This is a genomic window from uncultured Massilia sp. (assembly GCF_913773735.1).
GTDB lineage: Bacteria > Pseudomonadota > Gammaproteobacteria > Burkholderiales > Burkholderiaceae_D > Telluria.
Genome location: NZ_CAJYEB010000012.1, coordinates 17275 through 36327, shown reverse-complemented (window position 1 = coordinate 36327; position 19053 = coordinate 17275). Strand labels below are relative to the sequence as shown.

Sequence of the window (19053 nt, the reverse complement as noted above, 5' to 3'; positions counted from 1 at the left end):
GCCATCTTGCACGCGCCGCTGCCGGCCCGGCGGCCGGCAGCCACGTCGCACGGCCGGCTACTGGTTCTTCAGCTCGGCCGGCACATCGTAGGCAAAGCTCTTCGGATCGAACATCATCTTCCACGTGCGCGCCTCCACCGCCTGCCCGTCCAGCGTGCCGCCGACCGTCACGGTGATCGGCACCGGGACGTTGCCGTTGACGGTCGCGGTCCGATAGGTCCAGCGCCGCTTCTCGCAGCGCAGCGGCTCCTCGGTTTCGTCGATGCCCTCGTCCTCGTCCCCGCTGCCGGCCGGCGCCGGGCGGTTGTAGGCTTCCCACGCCGCCTTGGCCTCGTCGCAGGGCCGGCCCGGATTCGATTCGCGCGAGGCCAGGAACTCGCCCAGCACGGCGATCTCGTCGCCGTGCGGCGCCAGCACCGTGTTGGTGACCGTCACTGGGTACAGCTCGGGATCGGTGCCGGTCTGCGCCTTCACCACCCAGCCCCACAGGTTCTCGCTGAGCGCCTCGAAATGCACCTGCTCCGGCCGCACCGCCTGCGTCGACGGATACCGGATCTGCGTGTTCACCTGCGCCAGGTTGCCGTCGTTGGGATGGTTCGGATGGACGTGGAAGGCGCCGTACATCGCGTTCTCGCTGCCGTCCACGGCCGTGCCGCTGGCGATGAAGTACAGCTCGTCGCCGTCGGCGCCGTCCGGGATCCTGGCCTGCTGGACCACCCGCATCAGGTAGGTGATGTTGTCGTCGCCGACGTACAGCCAGCCTTTCCTGGCCGCCGAATACTTCCCGTAGGTTTGCGCCATCACGTCGTCGATGACGGCCGTCTCGTCGATCGCCACGCGCGGCGGGCCGGCGTCCTTGCCGTGGCGGTACACGGCGTAGCCGATCAGCGCCAGCGCCAGCACGCCGACCGCGGCCAGCAGGTACAGCAGCGCGCGCAGCCAGCGCCGGCGCGGGCGGGCCGGCGCGCCGGGCGCGGCATGCACGGTGGTGGATGGGTCCTTCAGGTCTTCCATGGTGTCCTCGTGATCGGCAAAGCGACGTCCTTGATCATTCGATGGCGTAGGTGAAGCGCCCCTGTTCGTCGGCACCGGCCGCGATGCGCGCGATCGGCGTTCCTTCCGCCATCTTCGCCAGTACGGTGCCGGCGATCTCCGGCAGCAGCGTGCCGTTCAGGATGGTGTCGACGTTGCGCGCGCCCGAGTCCACCTCGGTGCAGCGCGCCAGCACGGCATCGACCAGCGCGTCGTCCCAGGTGAACTGCGCCTTGTGGTTGGCGGCCACGCGGCGGCCGATGCGCTCCAGCTTGAGCGCGATGATCTCGGCCAGCACGTCGTCCGGGATCGGGTAGTACGGCACCACCTTCAGGCGCCCCAGGAAGGCCGGCTTGAACTGCTTGACCAGGGCCGGGCGGATCAGGTCTTCCAGCGCCTCGGGCGCCGGCAGCGCATCCTGCGGCTTGTTCAGGCACGCCTGCATCATGGCGCCGGACGCCACGTTCGAGGTCAGGATGATGATGGTGTTGCGGAAGTCGACCTCGCGCCCCTCGGCGTCGTCCATCACGCCCTTGTCGAACACCTGGAAGAACAGCTCCAGCACGTCCGGGTGGGCCTTCTCCACTTCGTCCAGCAGCACCACGCTGTACGGGTTGCGGCGCACCGCCTCGGTCAGCACGCCGCCCTCGCCGTAGCCGACGTAGCCCGGGGGCGAGCCCTTCAGGCCGGACACGCTGTGCGCCTCCTGGTACTCGCTCATGTTGATGGTGACCAGCTTGCGCTCGCCGCCGTACAGCACGTCGGCCAGCGCCAGCGCCGTCTCGGTCTTGCCGACGCCGGACGGGCCGACGAACAGGAACACGCCCTGCGGCTTGTCCGGATCGTCCATGTGGGCGCGCGCCGTGCGCACCCGCTGCGCGACGGCCTCGATCGCGTGCGGCTGGCCCAGCACGCGCTGCTCCAGCAGGTCCTTCAGCGTCAGCACGGTACGGATCTCGTCCTTGACCATCTTGCCGAGCGGGATGCCGGTCCAGCCGGCGACGATGCCGGCCACCACGTGGCCGTCCACCTGCAGCGGCACCAGCGGCGACTCGCCCTGCAGCGCCTTCAGCTCGGCCTGCAGCGCCTGCAGGTCGGCGCCCGCGCTGGCGTCGCTGGCGTCGCCGCCTTCCTCCAGGAGCGCGCGCGCCGCCCCGATCCGGCCAGCCAGGTCCTGTTCCCGCTCCCAGCGCGCGCGCAGCTGCGCCAGTTCCGCTTCCATGGCGGCGCGCCGGTCGCCGAGTTCCTGCAGGCGCGCGCCGTGCGCCGGGTTGCCGCCGGCCGTCTCGCGTTCCAGCGCGGCGCGCTCCAGCGCCATGCGCTCCAGCGCGCGCGCCAGTTCCTCGATGCGCGCCGGCGCGGCGTCGCGGCCCAGCGCCACCTTGGCGCAGGCGGTGTCGAGCACGCTGACGGCCTTGTCCGGCAGCTGGCGCCCGCTGATGTAGCGGTGCGACAGGCGGACGGCCTCGGTGATCGCCTCGTCGTGCACGCGCACGCCGAAGTGCCGTTCCATCAGCGGCGCCATCCCGCGCAGCATCGCGCAGGCCAGTTCCTCGCTGGGTTCCTCGACCTTCACGACCTGGAAGCGCCGCGCCAGCGCCGCGTCCTTCTCGAAATACTTCTTGTATTCGCCCCAGGTGGTGGCGGCGATGGTGCGCAGTTCGCCGCGCGCCAGCGCCGGCTTGAGCAGGTTGGCCGCGTCGTTCTGGCCGGCCGTGCCGCCGGCGCCGATCATCGTGTGCGCCTCGTCGATGAACAGCACGATCGGCGTCGGGCTTTTCTTCACCTCGTCGATGACGTTCTTCAGGCGGTTCTCGAATTCGCCCTTGACGCTGGCGCCGGCCTGCAGCAGTCCCATGTCGAGCACGTGGATCTCGACGCCCTTGAGCACGGCCGGCACGTCGTCCGCGGCGATGCGCAGCGCCAGGCCTTCGACGACGGCGGTCTTGCCGACGCCGGCCTCGCCGGTGAGGATGGGATTGTTCTGGCGCCGCCGCATCAGGATGTCGATGGCCTGGCGGATTTCCGGGTCGCGCCCGATCACCGGGTCGACCTTGCCGTCGCGCGCGCGCTGCGTCAGGTTGGTGGTGAACTGGTCCAACGCCGGGGTCCTGGTCGCCGCCTGGCGTTCCAGCTCGCCCACCGGGTCGGCGCCCTCCGGCGCGGCTGGCGCCGCGGCCACCGCCTGCGGCGCCTCCTGCGAGCCGGCCGTGACCTCGTCGAAGCGGTGCTTGAGCTGGTCGAGGTCGAACGCGGCGAACAGCGCCGAGTCGCGGTGCGCCAGCTGCGACAGTTCGGGGTCGACCAGCAGCGCCTGCAGCAGGTGGCCGCTGCGGATCTGCGCCGCGCCGCCGGCGCGCAGGTCCAGCGACGCGATCAGCCAGGCATGCTCGAACAGCTTGGGCAGGCGTTCGGAAAACACCGGCGTACGGGTATTGCCGCTCCTGAACGTCGCCACCTCGGCCCTCAGGTCGGCTTCGAGCCGGTCGAGCGCGACGCCGCAGCGGCGCGCGACGACGGCGAGGTCGCTGGACGGCTGCTCGAGCAGCGCCAGCAGCAGGTGCTCGATGTCGACTTCGTACTGCCCCAGCGAGACGCACAGCCCGGCCGCGCGGGTGGCGGCGGCGCGGCTGGTGTCGTTCAGTTTGCCGATCAGCGTCTTCAGGTTGATGCTCATGCCTGCTCCTTGTCATTCATCTTGTTGGGCCCCTCACGAGGCATGGATCTCGTAGTGCAGGTCGGCGCGGTCGGCCGCCTGCGGGCCGTCGACCAGGAAGCCGTCCCAGCCCAGCCGGCCGCCGGCGTCGCGCTCCCCGTCCAGCGCGACGCCGCGCACGTCGGCCGCGCGCAGCACCAGCTGCACCTCGTACTCGAGGGCCAGGCCGGTGAACATCGTCAGCATGCTGGCCAGCGCCCGCGCCGCGCGGCCGCCGGGCAGGAAGGTCTCGTAGGCGCGCAGGTCGAGCGGGCCGATCACGAGGCGCACGCGCAGGTCGCGCTGCCACACCCGCGTGCCGGCCAGCGCGCCGCCGCCCAGCGTGGCGTTGCCGATGCCCAGCGTGGTCTGCTGCCGCGCCGGCACGTCGTACCAGCGGCCGACGAACTGCTCGGCGCGCACCGGCTGGCCGAAGTACTCGGCCAGCACGCGCGCGATCTGCACGGCCGATGCCGGCCGCTGGCGCATCGCCGTGGCGAAGTACGCCACCGACTCGTCCAGCACGCCCTCGCCGTGGTCGGACAGGCGCCGCCGCAGCGACGCGTGGCCCATGCCCGCCAGCGACAGCAGCAGCGGCAGGAAGCCGTCCTTGCCGCGGTCGTAGGTCAGCTCCAGCCGGTATTTGCCCCAGGCGCGGTAGAACAGCGCCAGCGTGCGGTTCGAGAACGCGTCCAGGAAGGCGCGCGGCCCCTCGTCGCGCTCGTACAGCACGTGCGCGCCGATCCGTTCGGTGTAGTGCGCCGGCAGCGCGCCGCTGCTGCCCAGCAGGCCCATGAAGGCCGGGGTCAGGCGCACGTAGCGCAGCTCGCCCGCGTGCAGCGCGCGCGCCAGCGCGCCGGGATCGGTGGCCAGCTCGCGCGGCTCCGGCGCCAGCGCCTCGATCTCGCTGGCCGGGAAGGCCATCGACGTCGAGTTCTGGAAGCGCACGAAATTCGCCAGCGCGCCCTCTTCCGGCATGCCGCGGCGGCGCAGCCACAGCTCGATCATGCGCACGGCCTGGAAGTACTGGAAGCGGTAGGGCTGCGCGAACAGCCGCTCGATTACAGCAGGCTCAAATCGCCGCTTCGTGGCATGCATCGCAGCAGCTCCCCTCCGGTCTTGTTCGAAACGATCACGAGCTGCGTGAAACTGTTGGCGTGCACGTACAGGCCGAGGAAGCGCTCGACGATGTGGGCGAAGGCGTCCACGCCGCTGCCCACGAACGCCTCCTCGTCGATCTCCAGGCGCACCTCGATGCCGCGCACCATGCAGGCGAACGGGTTCCCGGCCAGCCAGGCGGTGGCGGGCCGGTGCTCGACCGCGACGATGCCGCCGATCTGGCGCTGCGAGGCCGGCGAGCGCGGCAGGTCGTACAGCGCCAGCATCTCGCGGAAGGCATCGACCCCGGCACCCGACAGCGACAGGTGGTTCAGCGCCAGGTGCGAGATCAGGCGCCAGTGCGCCCCACCGCCGCGCTCGAAGCGGTACGAGGGCGTGGGCTTGCGCAGGAAGGTGATGGCGCGCACGCTCGCGCCGCCTTCCATGAACAGGTCGCCGCCGCGCACGCCGTAGGACAGCAGCGCGGGCAGGTCGCGGTTGGTACAGGTCAGCTCGATGCTGAGCGTGTCGGTCTCGATCTCGGCCGGGTCGAAGTCGATGTCGACCAGAGAAATCTGGGTCTCGTGTCCCGGGCTCTTCTCGGCCAGCGCCGGGTCGCGCCGGGCGATCCAGTAGTGGCCGTTCTTTTCCGGCGCCTGGCCGTGGCGCAGCGCGTAGAACGGGCGGAACGCGACGATCGACTCGCCCTGCGGGGTCTGGCGCACCAAGCGCACCGCGTCGATCGACTGCACCTCGAACGCATACGCGCGGCGCGCGTCGGCCAGCACCGGGTAGCTGGCCGTGGCGTGCGTCAGGCGGATCGGTTCGCCGCGCTGGCGGAACAGGTTCACCACCGGCGTGCAGCCGAGCAGCATGTTGGTCGCCGACAGCGTGCCCAGCATGCGCGCCGTGTTCGAGTCGCTGCGCAGGCCCGACAGCGCCAGGTGCAGCGTGATGGTGCGCGCGCCGGCCGGCAGCGCCGCGGTCAACGCGGCCAGGTCGATGTCGACGAAGTTGAATTTCTCCGGGAAGCAGAAGTATTCGGTCAGCAGGCGGTAGGCCGCGTGCGAGCGCGCCGGGAAGTCGATCAGCGCCTCGTCCTCGGCGTAGCCGGCCGGCTGCAGCGGCACCTGCGCCAGCGGCACCCAGCGCCCGCTGCCGTCGGCTTCGGCGTAGGCGGCCACGGCGCGCAGGAACAGCGCATCGCGCAGCGCGGCGCAGAACGACGGTTCGCCGTCGAGGAACACGCGCAGGCGCGCCAGCTTGAGCTGGGCGATGCCGCCCTGCGGCGAGGTGGCCGACAGCGTGATCGAGATCGACGACGTCGCCTGCGGCGGCGCGCGCACGGCGTCGGGCGCGTCCAGGATCGCGTCGAAGCGCGCCTGCGCCAGCGCCAGCGGCGCCACCGTCACCGGATAGGCGGTGCGGAAGGTGCACGGCGCGCCGCGCACCGGGCGCGTGGCGAGCTGGGTGCCGCGCGGGATCTCGGCCGCGGCCGTCATCTGGGCGGCGGCGGCGGCGAAGTCCATGCGCGCGATGGAGCACGAGGGGAACGGGCGCAGGTAGTGCGGGTACAGCACCTCGAACAGCGCTTCGGTGAACTGCGGATAATCGTCGTCCAGGCGCTTGGCGACGCGCGCATTGAGCAGCGCGAACGACTCGATCATGCGTTCGATGTGGGGGTCTTCGCAGACCTCCCCGCCGATCAGCAGCTTGCCGGCGATCTTGGGATAGCGTTCGGAGAATTCGCGCGAGTAGCGCCGCAGGAATCCGAGCTCCTGCTCGTAGTACGGTAGTAACTGGTCCAACTCATGCTCCCGGCGACGCCGGACGGCGCGCCTTGCTGATCGTGTAGTGCAGGCTGGACGGCTGCAGGACCGCGTCGAAGTTGACCGGTTCGTGGGCGGCGCTGACGACCATCAGCGCGGTGATCGCGAAATTGAGCCGGTTGACGGCGTCGTCACGCAATTCCAGCCTGGCCTGGACGTTGCGCAGCCGCGGCTCGTGGCGCGCGATGGCCTGTTCCAGGCTGCGGCAGATGAAGGCGCGGTCGTCGGTGCTGGACAGCGACAGCCCGGCGAAATCGCGCAGGCCGTAGGCGGCGATGGAGCGCGCGCACTCCGGATAGCGCTTCAAGCTCTCCTCCGGCAGTACCGCGCGCGTGTTCAGCAGCGCTTCCAGGTCGCGCGCCACCGAATCCTTCATTTCCTCCAGCGAGACGCGCGGCACGGTGCCGCCGGCCGGGCCCTGTCCCTGTGCCTGGCCGGGCCGGTCCATCAGCCGGTCCAGCAGGCCCGGCGTGAAAGCCATGTTCGGCATCGTGCGCTCCCGTCCCGTGGCTGCGAATCGGGCCGCGGATCAGGCCGCGATCTTGTTGGAGGCCAGGTCCCAGCCGCCCGAGGTATTGCCGCCCGAGCCGCCGCCGACCTTCTGCTGGGTGTACTTCCACTTGACCTTGGAGTACTTCAGCGCCACGTCCTCGGTCAGGATGTTGCCCGGCTCGACGGACGGCGAGACGCTGCTGATCAGGACGTTCTCCAGTTCGATCTCGAAGTACTTGACGCGGTCGCCCTGGCCGTCGGCGCGCAGGAATTCGAACTTCGCCTTCGGAATGGTCTTGCCGGACGAGCAGGTCTGCAGCAGGATCGGGGTGGCCAGGTCGGCCAGCTTGGACACGACGATGTCCTTGTGCTCGGTGCGCTCCGCGGTGTGGCCGCCGCCGGTCGACGCGGTGGCCGACTTCGGCTGCAGGACTTCCCACTGGACGCCCTTGACCTCGATCCAGTCCTTGTGGGCGGCATCGGCCGATTCGCCTTTGATGCCGTCGATTTGCAGGTAGACGTCGATTGCCATGTTGGTTTCTTCCTTTCAGTATGGTTTTACTACGGGGGACACATTAAGCCTTGGTCGATGCGGGAAGCTCCGCGACCAGTCGGAGCGAAACGGACAGCTCGTCCAGCTGGAAGTGCGGACGCAGGAACGACACGGCCCGGTACACGCCCGGCCGGCCCGGCACTTCCGACACCTGCACGCTGGCTTCGCGCAGCGGGAACTGCGCCTTCTGTTCCTGCGTCGCGTTGTCGTCCAGCAGCACGTACTGCGTCAGCCAGCGGTTCAGGAAGTCCTCGACGTTGGACGCGGCGGCGAAGCTGCCGATCTTGTCGCGCATCATGGCCTTCATGTAGTGGGCGATGCGCGAGACGGCGAAGATGTACTGCAGCTGCGCCGACAGCACCGCGTTCGCGTTGGCGGCGTCGGTGTTGTACTTGCGCGCCTTCTGCGCCGACTGGGCGCCGAAGAAGGCGGCGTAGTCGGTATTCTTGCAGTGGACCAGCGAGATGAAGCCCAGGTCCGACAGCTCCTTCTCGCGGCGGTCGGTGATGGCGATCTCGGTCGGGCACTTCAGCGCGACCTCGCCCTCGTCGGTCTTGAAGGTGTGCGTGGGCAGGCCTTCCACCAGGCCGCCGCCCTCGACGCCGCGGATCGCCGCGCACCAGCCGTAATCCTCGAACGCGCCGGTCAGCTTGGTGCCGAAGGCGTAGGCCGCGTTGCACCACAGGTATTTATGGTGGTCGGTGCCGTCCACGTCCTCGACGAAGTTGAAGCCCTCGGTAGTGGCGCCGTCCAGCGGGTTGTACGGCAGGCGGCCCAGGAAGCGCGGCAGCGTCAGGCCGACGTAGCGCGCGTCCTCGGATTCGCGGAACGACTTCCACTTGGCGTATTCGACGGTGTCGAACACCTTCGACAGGTCGCGCGGCTTGCCCAGGTCGGCGTAGGTCTCCAGGCCGAACAGCTCCGGCGAGGCGGAACTGATGAACGGCGCGTGCGCGGCCGCCGCCACGTGCGACATCTGCTCGATGAAGTACATGTCTTCCGGTTGGCGCGTGATCTCGAAGTCGCCCAGCAGCGCCCCGAACGGCGCGCCGCCGAAGGTGCCGAACTCCTCCTCGTAGACCTTGCGGAACATCGTGCTCTGGTCGAACTCGATGGCGCTCTGGAAGTCCTTGACCAGCTCGCGCTTGGTCGCGTTGAGCATCTTGATCTTCAGGTTCGGGCTGGTGGCCGTGTTGCGCACCAAGTAGTTCAGGCCCGTCCAGCTGCTCTCCAGCTTCTGGAACTCGGGCGCGTGCATCACCGCCGACAGCTGCTCCGAGATCAGGCGGTCCAGTTCCGCGACGCGCGCGTCGATGGTGGCGGACAGGTTGTCGGACACGACGACGGTGCCTTCCATGACCTGGTTGACCAGTTCGGCGATCAGGTCCTTGGCGCGGGCATGCTCGGCGCCGGACTTGGCGACGCGGCTTTCGTCGACGATGCGGTCGAGCAGGTCGGACTCGGGGGCGGACGTGGGCACCGCTGCTGCGGTGTCGGCCGCGAAGGCGGCATTCGATGGCGCGGACATGGTCATTCTTTCGTGGTGTTCTGGCCGAGCGCGGCCATTTTCTCGGTGCTGTTCAACACGTCGTTGAGCAGGTCTTCCAGCTTGTCGTTGCCGGCCAGCTTGTTGCGCAGGTCGGCCAGCTTGGTGCGCGCCTCCAGCAGCTTCTTCAGGGGTTCGACCTGCTGCACGACGGCTTCAGGACGGAAGTCGTCCATCGAGCGGAATTTCAGGTCGACGGCGAACTGGCCGCCTTCGTCCGACAATTCGTTCTTGACGCGGAAGGCCGCGCGCGGCTCGACGCCCTTCATGACCTCGTCGAAGTTGTCGCGGTCGATGCCGACGAAGCTGCGCTCCTTCAGGCGCTTCTGCGGCACCTCGGAATTGCCGCCGAAGTCGCCGACGACGCCGACCACCATCGGCAGTTCCTTGTTCTCGATGGCGTCGCCGATCTCGACGTCGTAGGTCATCTGCACGCGCGGCGGGCGGATCTTCTGCAGCTTCTTCTGCACACTGGAATTTCTGGACATGGGACTCCCTTTATCTCTGGATGAACTGGTCTGTCACTTCAGGGCGCCGAACGGATCGGCGCCGGAGCCGCCGTCGGCCGCCTTCGCCTTGCCCTTCTTGCCCTTGGCGACCACGCCCTTGGCGGGGGCCGGCGCGGGCGCGGGCGGCGGCGGCACCAGCACCTGCTCGCCCAGGCTCTCGCGCAGCAGCTTGGCCAGGTCCTGGGACTCGGTGCGGATCGAACCGGACAGGTTGTTCTGGCGGCTCAGGTCGGCCAGGGCGCGCGTCGACAGGCGCAGGCCGCTGATGGCGATGATGCTGTTGGCCAGGCGGTCGTTGGGGTCGCGCACCAGCACTTCCTGGGCGCTGACGATCGCCTCTCCGTACTGGCCGGCGTCGTAGCGGGTCTGGGCGATGTTCGTCCACGGCGTCTTGTCGGCCGGGTAGGCGGCCGCCGCTTCCTTCCACAGCGTGACCGCCTGCTCCTTCTGGCCCGCCGTGCTGGCCTGGCCGGCCCTGGCGAGCATCTCTTCCATCGACGGCTTGGCCGGCGCCTCGGAGACCTTCGGTTGCGGCGTGCTGCATGCGCTCAGGGTGACGGCGCAGGCGACGGCGCCAATGAAACGGCCCAGGCGGGGGAACGGAATTGCAGCGGTCATGCTTTCCTCGCAACTGTTAAATAGTAATAACAACGTGATAATTTTGTGAAACCCAATTTATATTATCAAAATTGTTTTATTGACGAGGCACAATAAAACCCGAATCGTGCGCGGGTGTCCCATCCTGCATAAATCTCACCAATTCCCACGTTTATCGGGCGCCGCGCGAGTGAAACGGCATGACGGATATCGCACCCGCCAGAAACTCACGAATTATCACGCGGTAAATTTGTGTCATGAATCGCGCGCAGCGTATTCAAAAGAAATGTTACTGTTCAGCCATTTTCAACATCGGCAGCGGGAGTCGCATGGCATGAGCGGCAAGATCTTGTGGGGCGAGGGGCTGTTCCTGCGGCCCCAGCATTTCCAGCAACAGGACCAGTATCACGAGGAGCGCCTGCATCGCACGGCGGGGCTGCTGCATCCGTATGCGTGGGGCGTCGGCACGCTGCAGGTGGACCGCGACGCGCTCGCCAACGACACGCTGCGCCTGCTCGAACTGTCGCTGCGCTTCCAGGACGGCGAGCTGGTGTCCGCGCCGGGCGCCGACGAGCTGCCGGAGGCGGTGGACCTGAGCCAGTTGCCGCAAGCGGTGCAGGTGGTGACCTACCACGCCGCCCTGCCCGGCTTCAAGCCCTTCGGCGGCAATTTCAGCGGCGCCGCCGGCGAGGCGGCCAATGCCGTGCGCTTCCAGCAGGCCAACCGCGACACGCCCGACCTGTACACCCAGGCCGCCAGCGCCCAGCTGTCCTACCTGCGCAAGACCGTGCGCCTGGTGTCGGACGCCGAACCGCTCGACTCCTATGTCCACTTCCCGCTCGTGCGCCTGCGCCGCGCGGCCACCGGCGGCTTCGAGCTCGATGCCGGCTTCGTCCCCCCCAGCCTGACGATCCGCAGCGCCCCGCAGCTGTTCCTGCAGCTGCGCCGCCTGCTCGACGCGCTGCAGGCCAAGGTCAGCGCCCTGTACGGCCACCACCGCGAGCCGAGCCGGCACGTGATCGAGTTCCGCTCGGGCGACATGTCGACGTTCTGGCTGCTGCACACCGCCAGCACCGCCTGCGCCACGCTGTCGCACTACTTCCACCACCCGGCGCTGCACCCCGAGCGGCTGTACGAGCAGCTGCTGGCGCTGGCCGGCAGCCTGATGACGTTCTCGAAGAGCTGGACGCTGGCCGACCTGCCGCCCTACCAGCATGCCGACCCCGGTCCCGCCTTCGCCACGCTGCACCAGGTCATCCGCGAACTGCTCGACACCGTGATCTCGGCGAAGTACTTCGCCATCGCGCTGCGCGAAGTGAAACCGTCGTACTGGCACGGCATGCTGGACTCGCAGAAGATCGACGACAAGACCGCGTTCTACCTCGCCGTCTCGAGCGGCATGCCGGCCGGCGAGCTGCTCGACGCCGTGCCGCTGCGCTTCAAGGTCGGCGCCCCGGACGACGTCGAGAAATTCGTGCTGTCGGCGATGCCGGGCGTGCGCCTGGTGCATGCGCCGCAGGTGCCGGCCGCCGTGCCGGTGCGGCCCGACGCGGTGTACTTCGCCGTCGAGGCCAAGGGCCAGATGTACGAGCGCATGCTGCAGGCGCAGTCGATTTCGATCTACGTCCCGGGCAGCATGTCGGATGCGACGCTGGACCTGGTGGCCGTGACGTCCTGACGTGGGCAAGACCATGCACAGGACGATGAGCAGGACGATCAGCACGACCAGGACCACGAGGAATACGACCGGGACGAGAAACACCACGAGGACGACACGATGAGCACCGCCACCGCACCTTCCCTGATGGGCGCCGCCGCGCCCGCGCCGGCCGGCAGCGCGCCGCAGACGCTGCTGGACCTGATGTACGACGGCTTCTACGCGCTGTTCATGCTCAAGAACGGCAACCGCCCCCAGGACGACGCCGCGTTCGCACGCAAGATGACGCAGTTCCTCGACGACTTCGGGCGCAACGCGCGCAAGCAGAATGCGTCGCCGGACGACATCGAGGCCGCCAAGTACGCGTTCTGCGCGGCCGTCGACGAGATCATCCTGCGCTCCACCTTCCCGATCCGCGACGCCTGGGAACGCAAGCCCTTGCAGCTGCAGCTGTTCGGCGACCAGCTCGCCGGCGAGAACTTCTTCGACCGCCTGGAACAGTTGCGCGCCCGCGGCAGCGCGCACCTGCAGGCGCTCGAGGTGTTCCACATGTGCCTGCTGCTGGGCTTCCAGGGCCGCTACATCCTGGAAGGCACCGAAAAGCTCAACTACCTGACCTCGCGCCTGGGCGACGAGATCGCCCACATGAAGGGCAAGCGTGGCGGCTTCGCGCCGCATGCGGAGCGCCCCGACCAGATCGTGCACAAGCTGCGCAGCGACCTGCCGCTGTGGGTGCTGTACTCGGTGTTCGGCCTGATCTGCGTGCTCGGCTACGTCGGCCTGCGCACCTCGCTCGGGCGCGCCAGCGAACAACGCATGAACGCCTACAGCGACGTCGTCAAGATGGCGCCGCGGGCGGCCAACCTGACCATCACGCTGCCCTGATGGCGCCGGCCGCGCCGCCGCCTTCGGCGGAGACGCCGTCCTGCACGGCTGGTCGCCGCATGCGCGCCTGAGTCCGACCGGCGGCCCGCTGGCGCCAGGACCGCCGGGCACGCGCATGGACGACAGGGGGCGGGCACCCGGCACAATGCCGAAGTGGCAACCCGACGCAGACGCTTGTACACTCACGGTTGCGCCGGCCGGAATCGCCCGGCGCCGCGTCCCATCGACCCACGCCGCCAACAAGGTGAAAGCGCCCCGAACCATGCCTGCCATCCGCTCCGTCCGCTCTGTCCTCGCCGCCCTGCTGACCTGCCTGCTGCTGACCTGCCTGCTGCTGCCCCTGCTGTCCGCGCCCGCCTGGGCCGCCCAGGACGGGGAAGGCGACGACCCCGTCGAATTTCCCGCCTGGACGCGTACGTACACGGGCCGGATCGGCGACAAGGCGGTCGAGGCGACGCTGATCCGCATCGACGACCGCCTGTCCGGCTCCTACTGCTACGCGCCCTGCTCCATCGATCCCGGCAAGCGCCTGGCGCTGGAGGGCGACATCAAGGACGACAAGGCCGAACTGACGGAGCGCGACATGCAGAAGTCGTCCGCCCACGCGGCCCATACCGGCACCTGGGAACTGGACTGGACCGACGGCGCGCCGTCCGGCACCTGGCGCGCGCCGGACGGCACGCGCAGCCTGCCGCTGCGCCTGCGCGAAACGCAGCCGTTCCCGTTCGACGTGCGCATCGTCGCGAGCGACCTGCCGGACCGCGACGACAGCTGCGAGCGCGCGCCGCACGTCTCGGCGGTGCGGCTGTACCGCGACGGCAAGCTGTTCCAGGAACTGCCCACCGATTCGCAGAATACCTGCGGCGTGTTCGTGCCGAACGTCGTCGACGCCGACTTCGACGGCGCGCCCGACCTGACGCTGGCGCTGGACCTGCCCAACAGCCCCGACGTGCCGCACCAGAGCTGGCTGTTCGACCGGGCCGGCGGGCGCTTCCGCGACGCGCCGGATTCGCTGCAGGAAGTGACCGCGCCCGAGTTCGACGCGCCGCACGCCGCCGTCGTGTCGCAGTGGCGCAACGGCTGCTGCGAGCACGGCGTGACCACGTATCGCTGGCAGGCCGGCAACCTGATGCAAAGCGCGATGGCGACCAGCGCCGTGGTGCCGGTCCTCGTCGGCGGCGCCCGGCGCTACTGCTACGTAATGCCGGCCTATCGCGACGGCCGCATCGACTACCCCGAACGGGTCGAGCAGATCGGCGCGCGGCTGGTGCTGACGCTCGGCGACTTCAAGGATTGCACGTCGGAAGACACGCTGACCCCGATGCCGCGCATCGACGTCTGGAAGCGCGCGCCGGACGGCGCCCTCAAGCTGGTGCGCTCCGAAGCGGTGCGCTGGAAACAGGTGGCGACCGCCGCGGGCAAGCGCTATTGCCCCGAGGTGCCGTTCTTCGAGCGCGACCGGATCCGCCGCATCGTGCTGAGCGAGCATCCGGACGAGCTCTGTACGGAGACCAGGCCCTGACCTTGCCCCCGGTGGGGATCAGGCATCGTTCGCCAGCGCGCGGTCGATCGCCGCCAGCAGTTGCGGATCGTCCGGCGCCACGTCCGGATTGAAGCGCGCCACCACGCGGCCGTCGCGGCCGACGAGGAATTTTTCGAAATTCCACAGCACGTCGGTCGGGTCGTCCTGGCGGAAGCCGTAGCCCTCCAGCTTGGCGCGCAATGCGCCGCCGGCCGGGTCCGCGGCGCGCGGCTGGCTGGCTGTCAGCGCCGCGTAGAGCGGATGGCGATCCGGGCCCTTGACCGACAGCTTCTGCGCCAGCGGGAAGGCGACCTGGTAGCGCGCGCTGCAGAACGCCGCGATCTCCTCGTTGCTGCCCGGCTCCTGGGCGCCGAAGTCGTTGGCGGGGAAACCCAGCACCACCAGGCCGGCGTCCCGCTTGTGCTCGAACAGGCGCTCCAGCCCTTCGTATTGCGGCGTCAGGCCGCACTGCGACGCCACGTTCACCACCAGCACCACCTTGCCGCGCCAGGCGGACAGCGTCGATTCGCCGCCGTCCATCAGGCGGAACGGGATGTCGCCGATTTCCTTGTCCATACGGTTGACTCCTCTTTCCTGCATCGTCGGGACAGCCAGTATAGTCGCGTGCGCGCACGATTCGATCGTATGCCTGCAGGAACGAGAATCTGTAATACTTACAGCCGTAATCGTTACATCGGATGACGGGGGGCGATCCGCGCCGACGTCGACGGCCGGTCGCGATGACGCCACCTCGCAGGACATGGCCGGCGGCCAAGCGTTATGCGACATGGCGAAGCAGGAACACCGCCTCGAGCGCATGCATTGCGCGGGCATTCCCGTGTCGCCAGCACCGGCAACGACGTCCCCCGTTCAAGCGGGGGAAAAGACCGATCGCGTCGATGCGTCGACACGCGCGCCATCGAAAGACGGTGTCGACGTCGTCACGGGCAGGGAACGGCCAAGCCGACATGAAAATCTCCAGGAACAAGATTGATGACTCATCGCACTGACGACAGGACCATGCATCCATTCGCGCTCCCCCTCGTCCTCGCAACCATGCTGGCAGGCCAGGCCTGCGCGGTCGATTTGTCCGGCACCTGGCGCTACGAAAAAGGGATGGACTACGACGGCGGCGCCAAGGTGGCTGCGCCGAAGTCGCCCTGGCTCCAGATGGTGAACGGCAGCGCCGCTGTTTCGCCGACCTGCTTCGTCAAGCTGAGAAAGACACGCTATCTTTATTCGACGCCATTCCAGGCCCTGTTGAAAGACGGCGTCGACGAAACGACACTGGACGGCTATCTTGCGAAGCACTTTGCCTTTTCGCTCAAGGGCGGCCCGGACTATTACGAGGCCGACATCGACACCGACTGCGCCACCCCATTGGGCGACTACCTGGTCACCGACAAGCGCTTGCTGCTGCCATTCGCTGGATCGTCCTTCTACAGCTACGTGCGCAGCGACGGCGGCACCGCGCGCCCCGTCGACCCGTCGATCCCGCTCGGCGGCCGCAAGCTGAGCCAGCTGCCGTTCAGCACCGCCACCTTTTCGCACCTGTGCGCGGGCATCATCCCGCGCGCCGGGGGCGTGCCGCAGGCGACCGACAAATGCGCGCCCGTGTTCTACCCGTACGTGGCGAACGAGAAGGATGCCGACCCGCTGGCGCAACTCATCGGCAGGCACGACTACAACAAAGGCGGTGGCAACCATGCGGACGACTATGCGCCGCCGTTCGCCAGCAAGCTGCATCCGACCTTCATGCTGCTGCCGCCGCTGAAGGACGTGCTGCTGGTGCGCGTGGACGACCTCGAGGGCGGCAACGACGAGCGCGATGCCATGTCGGGTGCCTACCTCGCCATCCGCAACGGCAAGGTGACCGACCAGTTGAACGAAGGCTGCACCATCGACGACGCGTATGCCTGCGTCGACCGCGACGGCAAGAAGCGCTACCAGTTGCGGGACAACGGCAAGTTCGACAAGCTGTGAGCCGCAGGCGAAGCCGATACCGTCTGCCCTGCGCAGGCCCGACAAACGTCGGCGATCGGGCCGTCCGCCCGCGCCCTTCTCGAGGTCGTCATCGACGATCGGGTCCCGCGCGTCCAGGCGGGCGCGGTTGACGATGTTTCCGACTGCAGCATGAACGATGGGTGGCGTCGCGCACGGCGAAGACTTGGCGACAAGTCAGCGGGGCCGCCGTGCGGACGCCTCCAGCACCCGGCACGCGATTTCGATCCGTCGTTCGAGCGGCCCTTCCAGCAGGGTGTACGGGATGCCGCGCGCCTCCAGCACGGCGAGATACCAGCGGTGCTGGCGCGCGCGGAAAGCACCGTCGCGGCGGGTGCCGTCCTGCACGAACGGGAAGTCCGGCGCGCACACGAAGGTGTAGTCGTAGGGCCGCAGCGCCAGCCGGCGCACGGCGGGGTCGACGCGCCCGAAGCCGTCCAGGCTGTAGAACACGGTCGTCAGCGCGCTGCTGTCGCACAGCAGCCAGCGCACGGCGTCCTGCGCCAGCCGCGCCTCGCGCGCCGCCTGGCCCTCGGCGATGCGCAGCATGTCGGCGTAGGCCAGCACGCCGTCCTGCGCTTCCCACAGCTCGCGCCCCAGTTCCGGCGCCCAGGCGGTGCCCAGGCGCGCGGCGAGCGCGCGCGCCAGCGTCGTCTTGCCGCTGGACTCGCCGCCCAGCAGGCAGGCGCGGCGCACGAAATCGCCGTACACGACCGGGTCCAGGAAGGCGCGCGCGCCGTGCACGTCGGCGCGCACGCGGGTACCCGACACCGGCACCGCCAGGCGCGCCCGGTCGACGCACACGTGCCGCACCGGCGCCCCGAAATGGCGCGTGAGCGCGCGCGCGAAGCCGTCGCCGTAGTCCTCGCTGGTGAACACGGCGTCCACCGTCACGCCGCAGATCGCCTGGCACAGCCAGGCCGCGAACTCGCGCTGCACCTGCGCGTGCGCGTCGTTGTGCGGCAGGACGCGGGGCGCCAGGCCGGCCCGGGCGCACAGGCCGGCCAGGGACGCATCGTCCACCACCAGCGCGCGCACGTGCGGAAACAGCCGCGCCAGCCACGATGCGCGCGCGGCGGGGCCGCAGCCGTCGAATTCCGGTTTCGTCCAGCTGAGTACCAGCACCTCGTCGCAGGCGTCGACGGCACGCCGGATCAGGTGCACGTGGCCGCGGTGCAGCGGACAGAACTTGCCGACGACGAGGCCGCGCCGGTATGGCTTCGCCGGCCTATCCATGGGCGCCGTCCAGGGCCGAGGTGTATTGCAGCGTCTTGTCGTCGGCCGCCAGCGGTTCCACCGTCACCGGCGTGCCGAACAAGGCCTCCAGCGCACGGCGCGCCGCCGGCGCCGCGGCCAGCGCACCCGGGGAGATCTTCAGCAGCACGCTGGCGTCGGCGCGCTGGTGCACGTTGAAGTGCGGGATCGGCAGGTCCTGCAGCGCATGCGTGACGTCGATATTGTTGATCCAGGCGCCGCGCGCCAGGTAGCGCACCGGCCGCCGTCCGGACAGGCCGGCCAGCACCGGCCCCTCGGGGCTGGCGGACAAGGCGGCGAAGTCCCCGGTACGGTAGCGCAGCAGCGGCAGGCAGAAATTGAAACCTCCCGTCACCGCCACTTCCCCGACCGCGCCGGGCGGCAGCGGCCGCCCCGCCCCGTCCAGGATTTCCACGTACAGGCGCGGCTGCAGCAGCAAGTGGCCGACGAGCGTGGCGTCGAACACGCCGACCGGGCCCACCTCGCCCAGCGAATAGATGTCCAGCACCGGACAGCCGAAGCGGCGCTCCAGCCGTTCGCGCAGGCCCGGCAGCAGCAGCATCGACACGGAGATCAGCGCGCGCGGCGCATGCCGGAGCGGCAGGTCGAGGTAGGCGGCGAACGAAATCGGATCGCCGGCGACGATCTCCGGCGCCAGCGCGTCGAGGTAGGGCGCGCGGTGCGCAGGGTCGCGCCAGTCGTCCGGGTGCAGGTTGATCTTGGCCAGGCCCGACTCGCCCATCGCCGGCGACACGGACACATAGGTGAAGCAGCGCCGCTGGCAGCCCAGCAGCACCACGCCGACCTGGCCGCGCCCGTGCGCCGGCACGATGCCGACGCGGCGCAGCGCGCGCTTGTGGAAGGCCGCGTAGCGCGCGGCCACCACCGGATGCGACGGCAGCACCAGCGGGTGGCCGGTCGTGCCGGTGGTGCGGAAGTTGATCATGCGCTCCAGCGGCACGTGGTCCGGCACGAAGGCGGCGACGTCGGCGGCCAGGTCGGCGCGGCCCACCGGCGCCACGTCTTCCAGGCGGCGCGGCGGCGCGCCGAGGGCGCGGTAGTGCGGGACCGTGCGGAACGCCTCGGCCACGAACGGGCCGACCCAGTCCGGCGCCACGCCCGGCGTCCAGTCGATCGCCGCGGCGCCGACTTCGTCCTCGTAGGCCAGTTGCGCCCCCACCTCGTGCGCCAGCAGGCGGTTGCCGCTGCGGTTGCGGTAGATGGGCGCGCACGGGTGGCCGCGCATGAACGCCAGCATGCGCCGGCCATGGTCGCTGAGCGTCGGGAAGCGTTCGCGGTCGAGCGGGTCGACGTCCTGCGTGTCCGTATTGCCCGCCGTATTGCCCGCCGTATTGCCCGTCATCCGTCCCATCGTTTGCTCAT

At 69.3% G+C, this 19053-nt stretch carries 16 protein-coding genes; 4 read left to right on the top strand and 12 right to left on the bottom strand.

Annotated elements, in window-relative coordinates; translation table 11 throughout:
* Positions 1-57: 57 nt before the first annotated feature.
* The 9 genes from QZ749_RS05005 to QZ749_RS04965 are packed head-to-tail and all read right to left on the bottom strand — an operon-like array spanning position 58 to position 10372.
* The gene (locus tag QZ749_RS05005) at positions 58-1014 is read right to left on the bottom strand and encodes a hypothetical protein (protein ID WP_296943978.1); all 957 of its coding nucleotides are present in this window, start codon (positions 1012-1014) and stop codon (positions 58-60) included.
* A gap of 34 nt (positions 1015-1048) precedes the next feature.
* Positions 1049-3709, bottom strand: coding sequence for a type VI secretion system ATPase TssH (gene tssH / locus QZ749_RS05000; protein WP_296943976.1), 2661 nt, complete (start codon positions 3707-3709; stop codon positions 1049-1051).
* A gap of 33 nt (positions 3710-3742) precedes the next feature.
* The gene (gene tssG, locus QZ749_RS04995) at positions 3743-4825 is read right to left on the bottom strand and encodes a type VI secretion system baseplate subunit TssG (RefSeq protein ID WP_296943973.1); all 1083 of its coding nucleotides are present in this window, start codon (positions 4823-4825) and stop codon (positions 3743-3745) included.
* Complete coding sequence (tssF, locus tag QZ749_RS04990) at positions 4789-6633, bottom strand: type VI secretion system baseplate subunit TssF (RefSeq protein ID WP_296943970.1); 1845 nt, start codon at positions 6631-6633, stop codon at positions 4789-4791. Before tssF ends, tssG begins: the two co-directional genes overlap by 37 nt.
* A 1-nt stretch (position 6634) precedes the next feature.
* The gene (gene tssE / locus QZ749_RS04985) at positions 6635-7144 is read right to left on the bottom strand and encodes a type VI secretion system baseplate subunit TssE (RefSeq protein ID WP_373896781.1); all 510 of its coding nucleotides are present in this window, start codon (positions 7142-7144) and stop codon (positions 6635-6637) included.
* A 39-nt stretch (positions 7145-7183) separates the two neighbouring features.
* Positions 7184-7678, bottom strand: coding sequence for a type VI secretion system tube protein Hcp (locus QZ749_RS04980; RefSeq protein ID WP_296943967.1), 495 nt, complete (start codon positions 7676-7678; stop codon positions 7184-7186).
* A 43-nt stretch (positions 7679-7721) separates the two neighbouring features.
* On the bottom strand, positions 7722-9227 hold the full coding sequence (gene tssC / locus QZ749_RS04975) for a type VI secretion system contractile sheath large subunit (RefSeq protein ID WP_296943965.1): 1506 nt from the start codon (positions 9225-9227) through the stop codon (positions 7722-7724).
* 2 nt (positions 9228-9229) lie between these two features.
* A complete protein-coding gene (gene tssB, locus QZ749_RS04970; RefSeq protein WP_296943963.1) occupies positions 9230-9733 on the bottom strand; it encodes a type VI secretion system contractile sheath small subunit in 504 nt (167 codons plus the stop codon).
* Between the two features lie 33 nt (positions 9734-9766).
* Positions 9767-10372, bottom strand: coding sequence for a hypothetical protein (locus tag QZ749_RS04965; RefSeq protein WP_296943961.1), 606 nt, complete (start codon positions 10370-10372; stop codon positions 9767-9769).
* 313 nt (positions 10373-10685) lie between these two features.
* Here QZ749_RS04965 and tssK point away from each other — a divergent pair, with 313 nt between their 5' ends.
* The 3 genes from tssK (at position 10686) to QZ749_RS04950 (ending at position 14415) form a co-directional block, all read left to right on the top strand.
* Positions 10686-12029 carry a type VI secretion system baseplate subunit TssK gene (gene tssK / locus QZ749_RS04960; protein WP_296943959.1) on the top strand — a complete coding sequence of 448 codons (1344 nt, stop codon included), beginning with the start codon at positions 10686-10688 and terminating at the stop codon, positions 12027-12029.
* Between the two features lie 99 nt (positions 12030-12128).
* Positions 12129-12893, top strand: coding sequence for a type IVB secretion system protein IcmH/DotU (gene icmH / locus QZ749_RS04955; RefSeq protein WP_296943956.1), 765 nt, complete (start codon positions 12129-12131; stop codon positions 12891-12893).
* A 262-nt stretch (positions 12894-13155) separates the two neighbouring features.
* On the top strand, positions 13156-14415 hold the full coding sequence (locus tag QZ749_RS04950) for a nitrite reductase (RefSeq protein WP_296943953.1): 1260 nt from the start codon (positions 13156-13158) through the stop codon (positions 14413-14415).
* Between the two features lie 18 nt (positions 14416-14433).
* On the opposite strand, the gene QZ749_RS04945 is transcribed toward QZ749_RS04950, so the two are convergent.
* Positions 14434-14991, bottom strand: a complete 558-nt coding sequence (locus tag QZ749_RS04945) for a glutathione peroxidase (RefSeq protein WP_296943951.1) — start codon at positions 14989-14991, stop codon at positions 14434-14436.
* A gap of 444 nt (positions 14992-15435) precedes the next feature.
* Between QZ749_RS04945 and QZ749_RS04940 the strand changes: the two genes are divergently transcribed.
* Complete coding sequence (locus QZ749_RS04940; RefSeq protein WP_296943949.1) at positions 15436-16398, top strand: hypothetical protein; 963 nt, start codon at positions 15436-15438, stop codon at positions 16396-16398.
* Positions 16399-16593: 195 nt separating this feature from the next.
* Here the strand turns inward: QZ749_RS04940 and QZ749_RS04935 are convergent, their stop codons facing one another.
* Complete coding sequence (locus QZ749_RS04935; protein WP_296943946.1) at positions 16594-17652, bottom strand: AAA family ATPase; 1059 nt, start codon at positions 17650-17652, stop codon at positions 16594-16596.
* Positions 17645-19033: a capsule biosynthesis protein CapK gene (locus QZ749_RS04930; protein ID WP_296943944.1), complete on the bottom strand. Its 1389-nt coding sequence runs from the start codon at positions 19031-19033 to the stop codon at positions 17645-17647. The genes QZ749_RS04935 and QZ749_RS04930 overlap by 8 nt, the downstream gene beginning before the upstream one ends.
* Between the last annotated feature and the right edge of the window lie 20 nt (positions 19034-19053).

Coding starts and splice junctions, on each gene's coding strand:
- QZ749_RS04935 (WP_296943946.1), bottom strand. CDS start 17,652: ATGGATAGGCCGGCGAAGCCATACCGGCGCGGCCTCGTCGTCGGCAAG.
- QZ749_RS04965 (WP_296943961.1), bottom strand. CDS start 10,372: ATGACCGCTGCAATTCCGTTCCCCCGCCTGGGCCGTTTCATTGGCGCC.
- tssG (WP_296943973.1), bottom strand. CDS start 4,825: ATGCATGCCACGAAGCGGCGATTTGAGCCTGCTGTAATCGAGCGGCTG.
- tssC (WP_296943965.1), bottom strand. CDS start 9,227: ATGTCCGCGCCATCGAATGCCGCCTTCGCGGCCGACACCGCAGCAGCG.
- QZ749_RS04945 (WP_296943951.1), bottom strand. CDS start 14,991: ATGGACAAGGAAATCGGCGACATCCCGTTCCGCCTGATGGACGGCGGC.
- QZ749_RS04980 (WP_296943967.1), bottom strand. CDS start 7,678: ATGGCAATCGACGTCTACCTGCAAATCGACGGCATCAAAGGCGAATCG.
- QZ749_RS05005 (WP_296943978.1), bottom strand. CDS start 1,014: ATGGAAGACCTGAAGGACCCATCCACCACCGTGCATGCCGCGCCCGGC.
- QZ749_RS04930 (WP_296943944.1), bottom strand. CDS start 19,033: ATGACGGGCAATACGGCGGGCAATACGGCGGGCAATACGGACACGCAG.
- tssH (WP_296943976.1), bottom strand. CDS start 3,709: ATGAGCATCAACCTGAAGACGCTGATCGGCAAACTGAACGACACCAGC.
- QZ749_RS04950 (WP_296943953.1), top strand. CDS start 13,156: ATGCCTGCCATCCGCTCCGTCCGCTCTGTCCTCGCCGCCCTGCTGACC.
- QZ749_RS04940 (WP_296943949.1), top strand. CDS start 15,436: ATGCATCCATTCGCGCTCCCCCTCGTCCTCGCAACCATGCTGGCAGGC.
- icmH (WP_296943956.1), top strand. CDS start 12,129: ATGAGCACCGCCACCGCACCTTCCCTGATGGGCGCCGCCGCGCCCGCG.
- tssB (WP_296943963.1), bottom strand. CDS start 9,733: ATGTCCAGAAATTCCAGTGTGCAGAAGAAGCTGCAGAAGATCCGCCCG.
- tssK (WP_296943959.1), top strand. CDS start 10,686: ATGAGCGGCAAGATCTTGTGGGGCGAGGGGCTGTTCCTGCGGCCCCAG.
- tssE (WP_373896781.1), bottom strand. CDS start 7,144: ATGCCGAACATGGCTTTCACGCCGGGCCTGCTGGACCGGCTGATGGAC.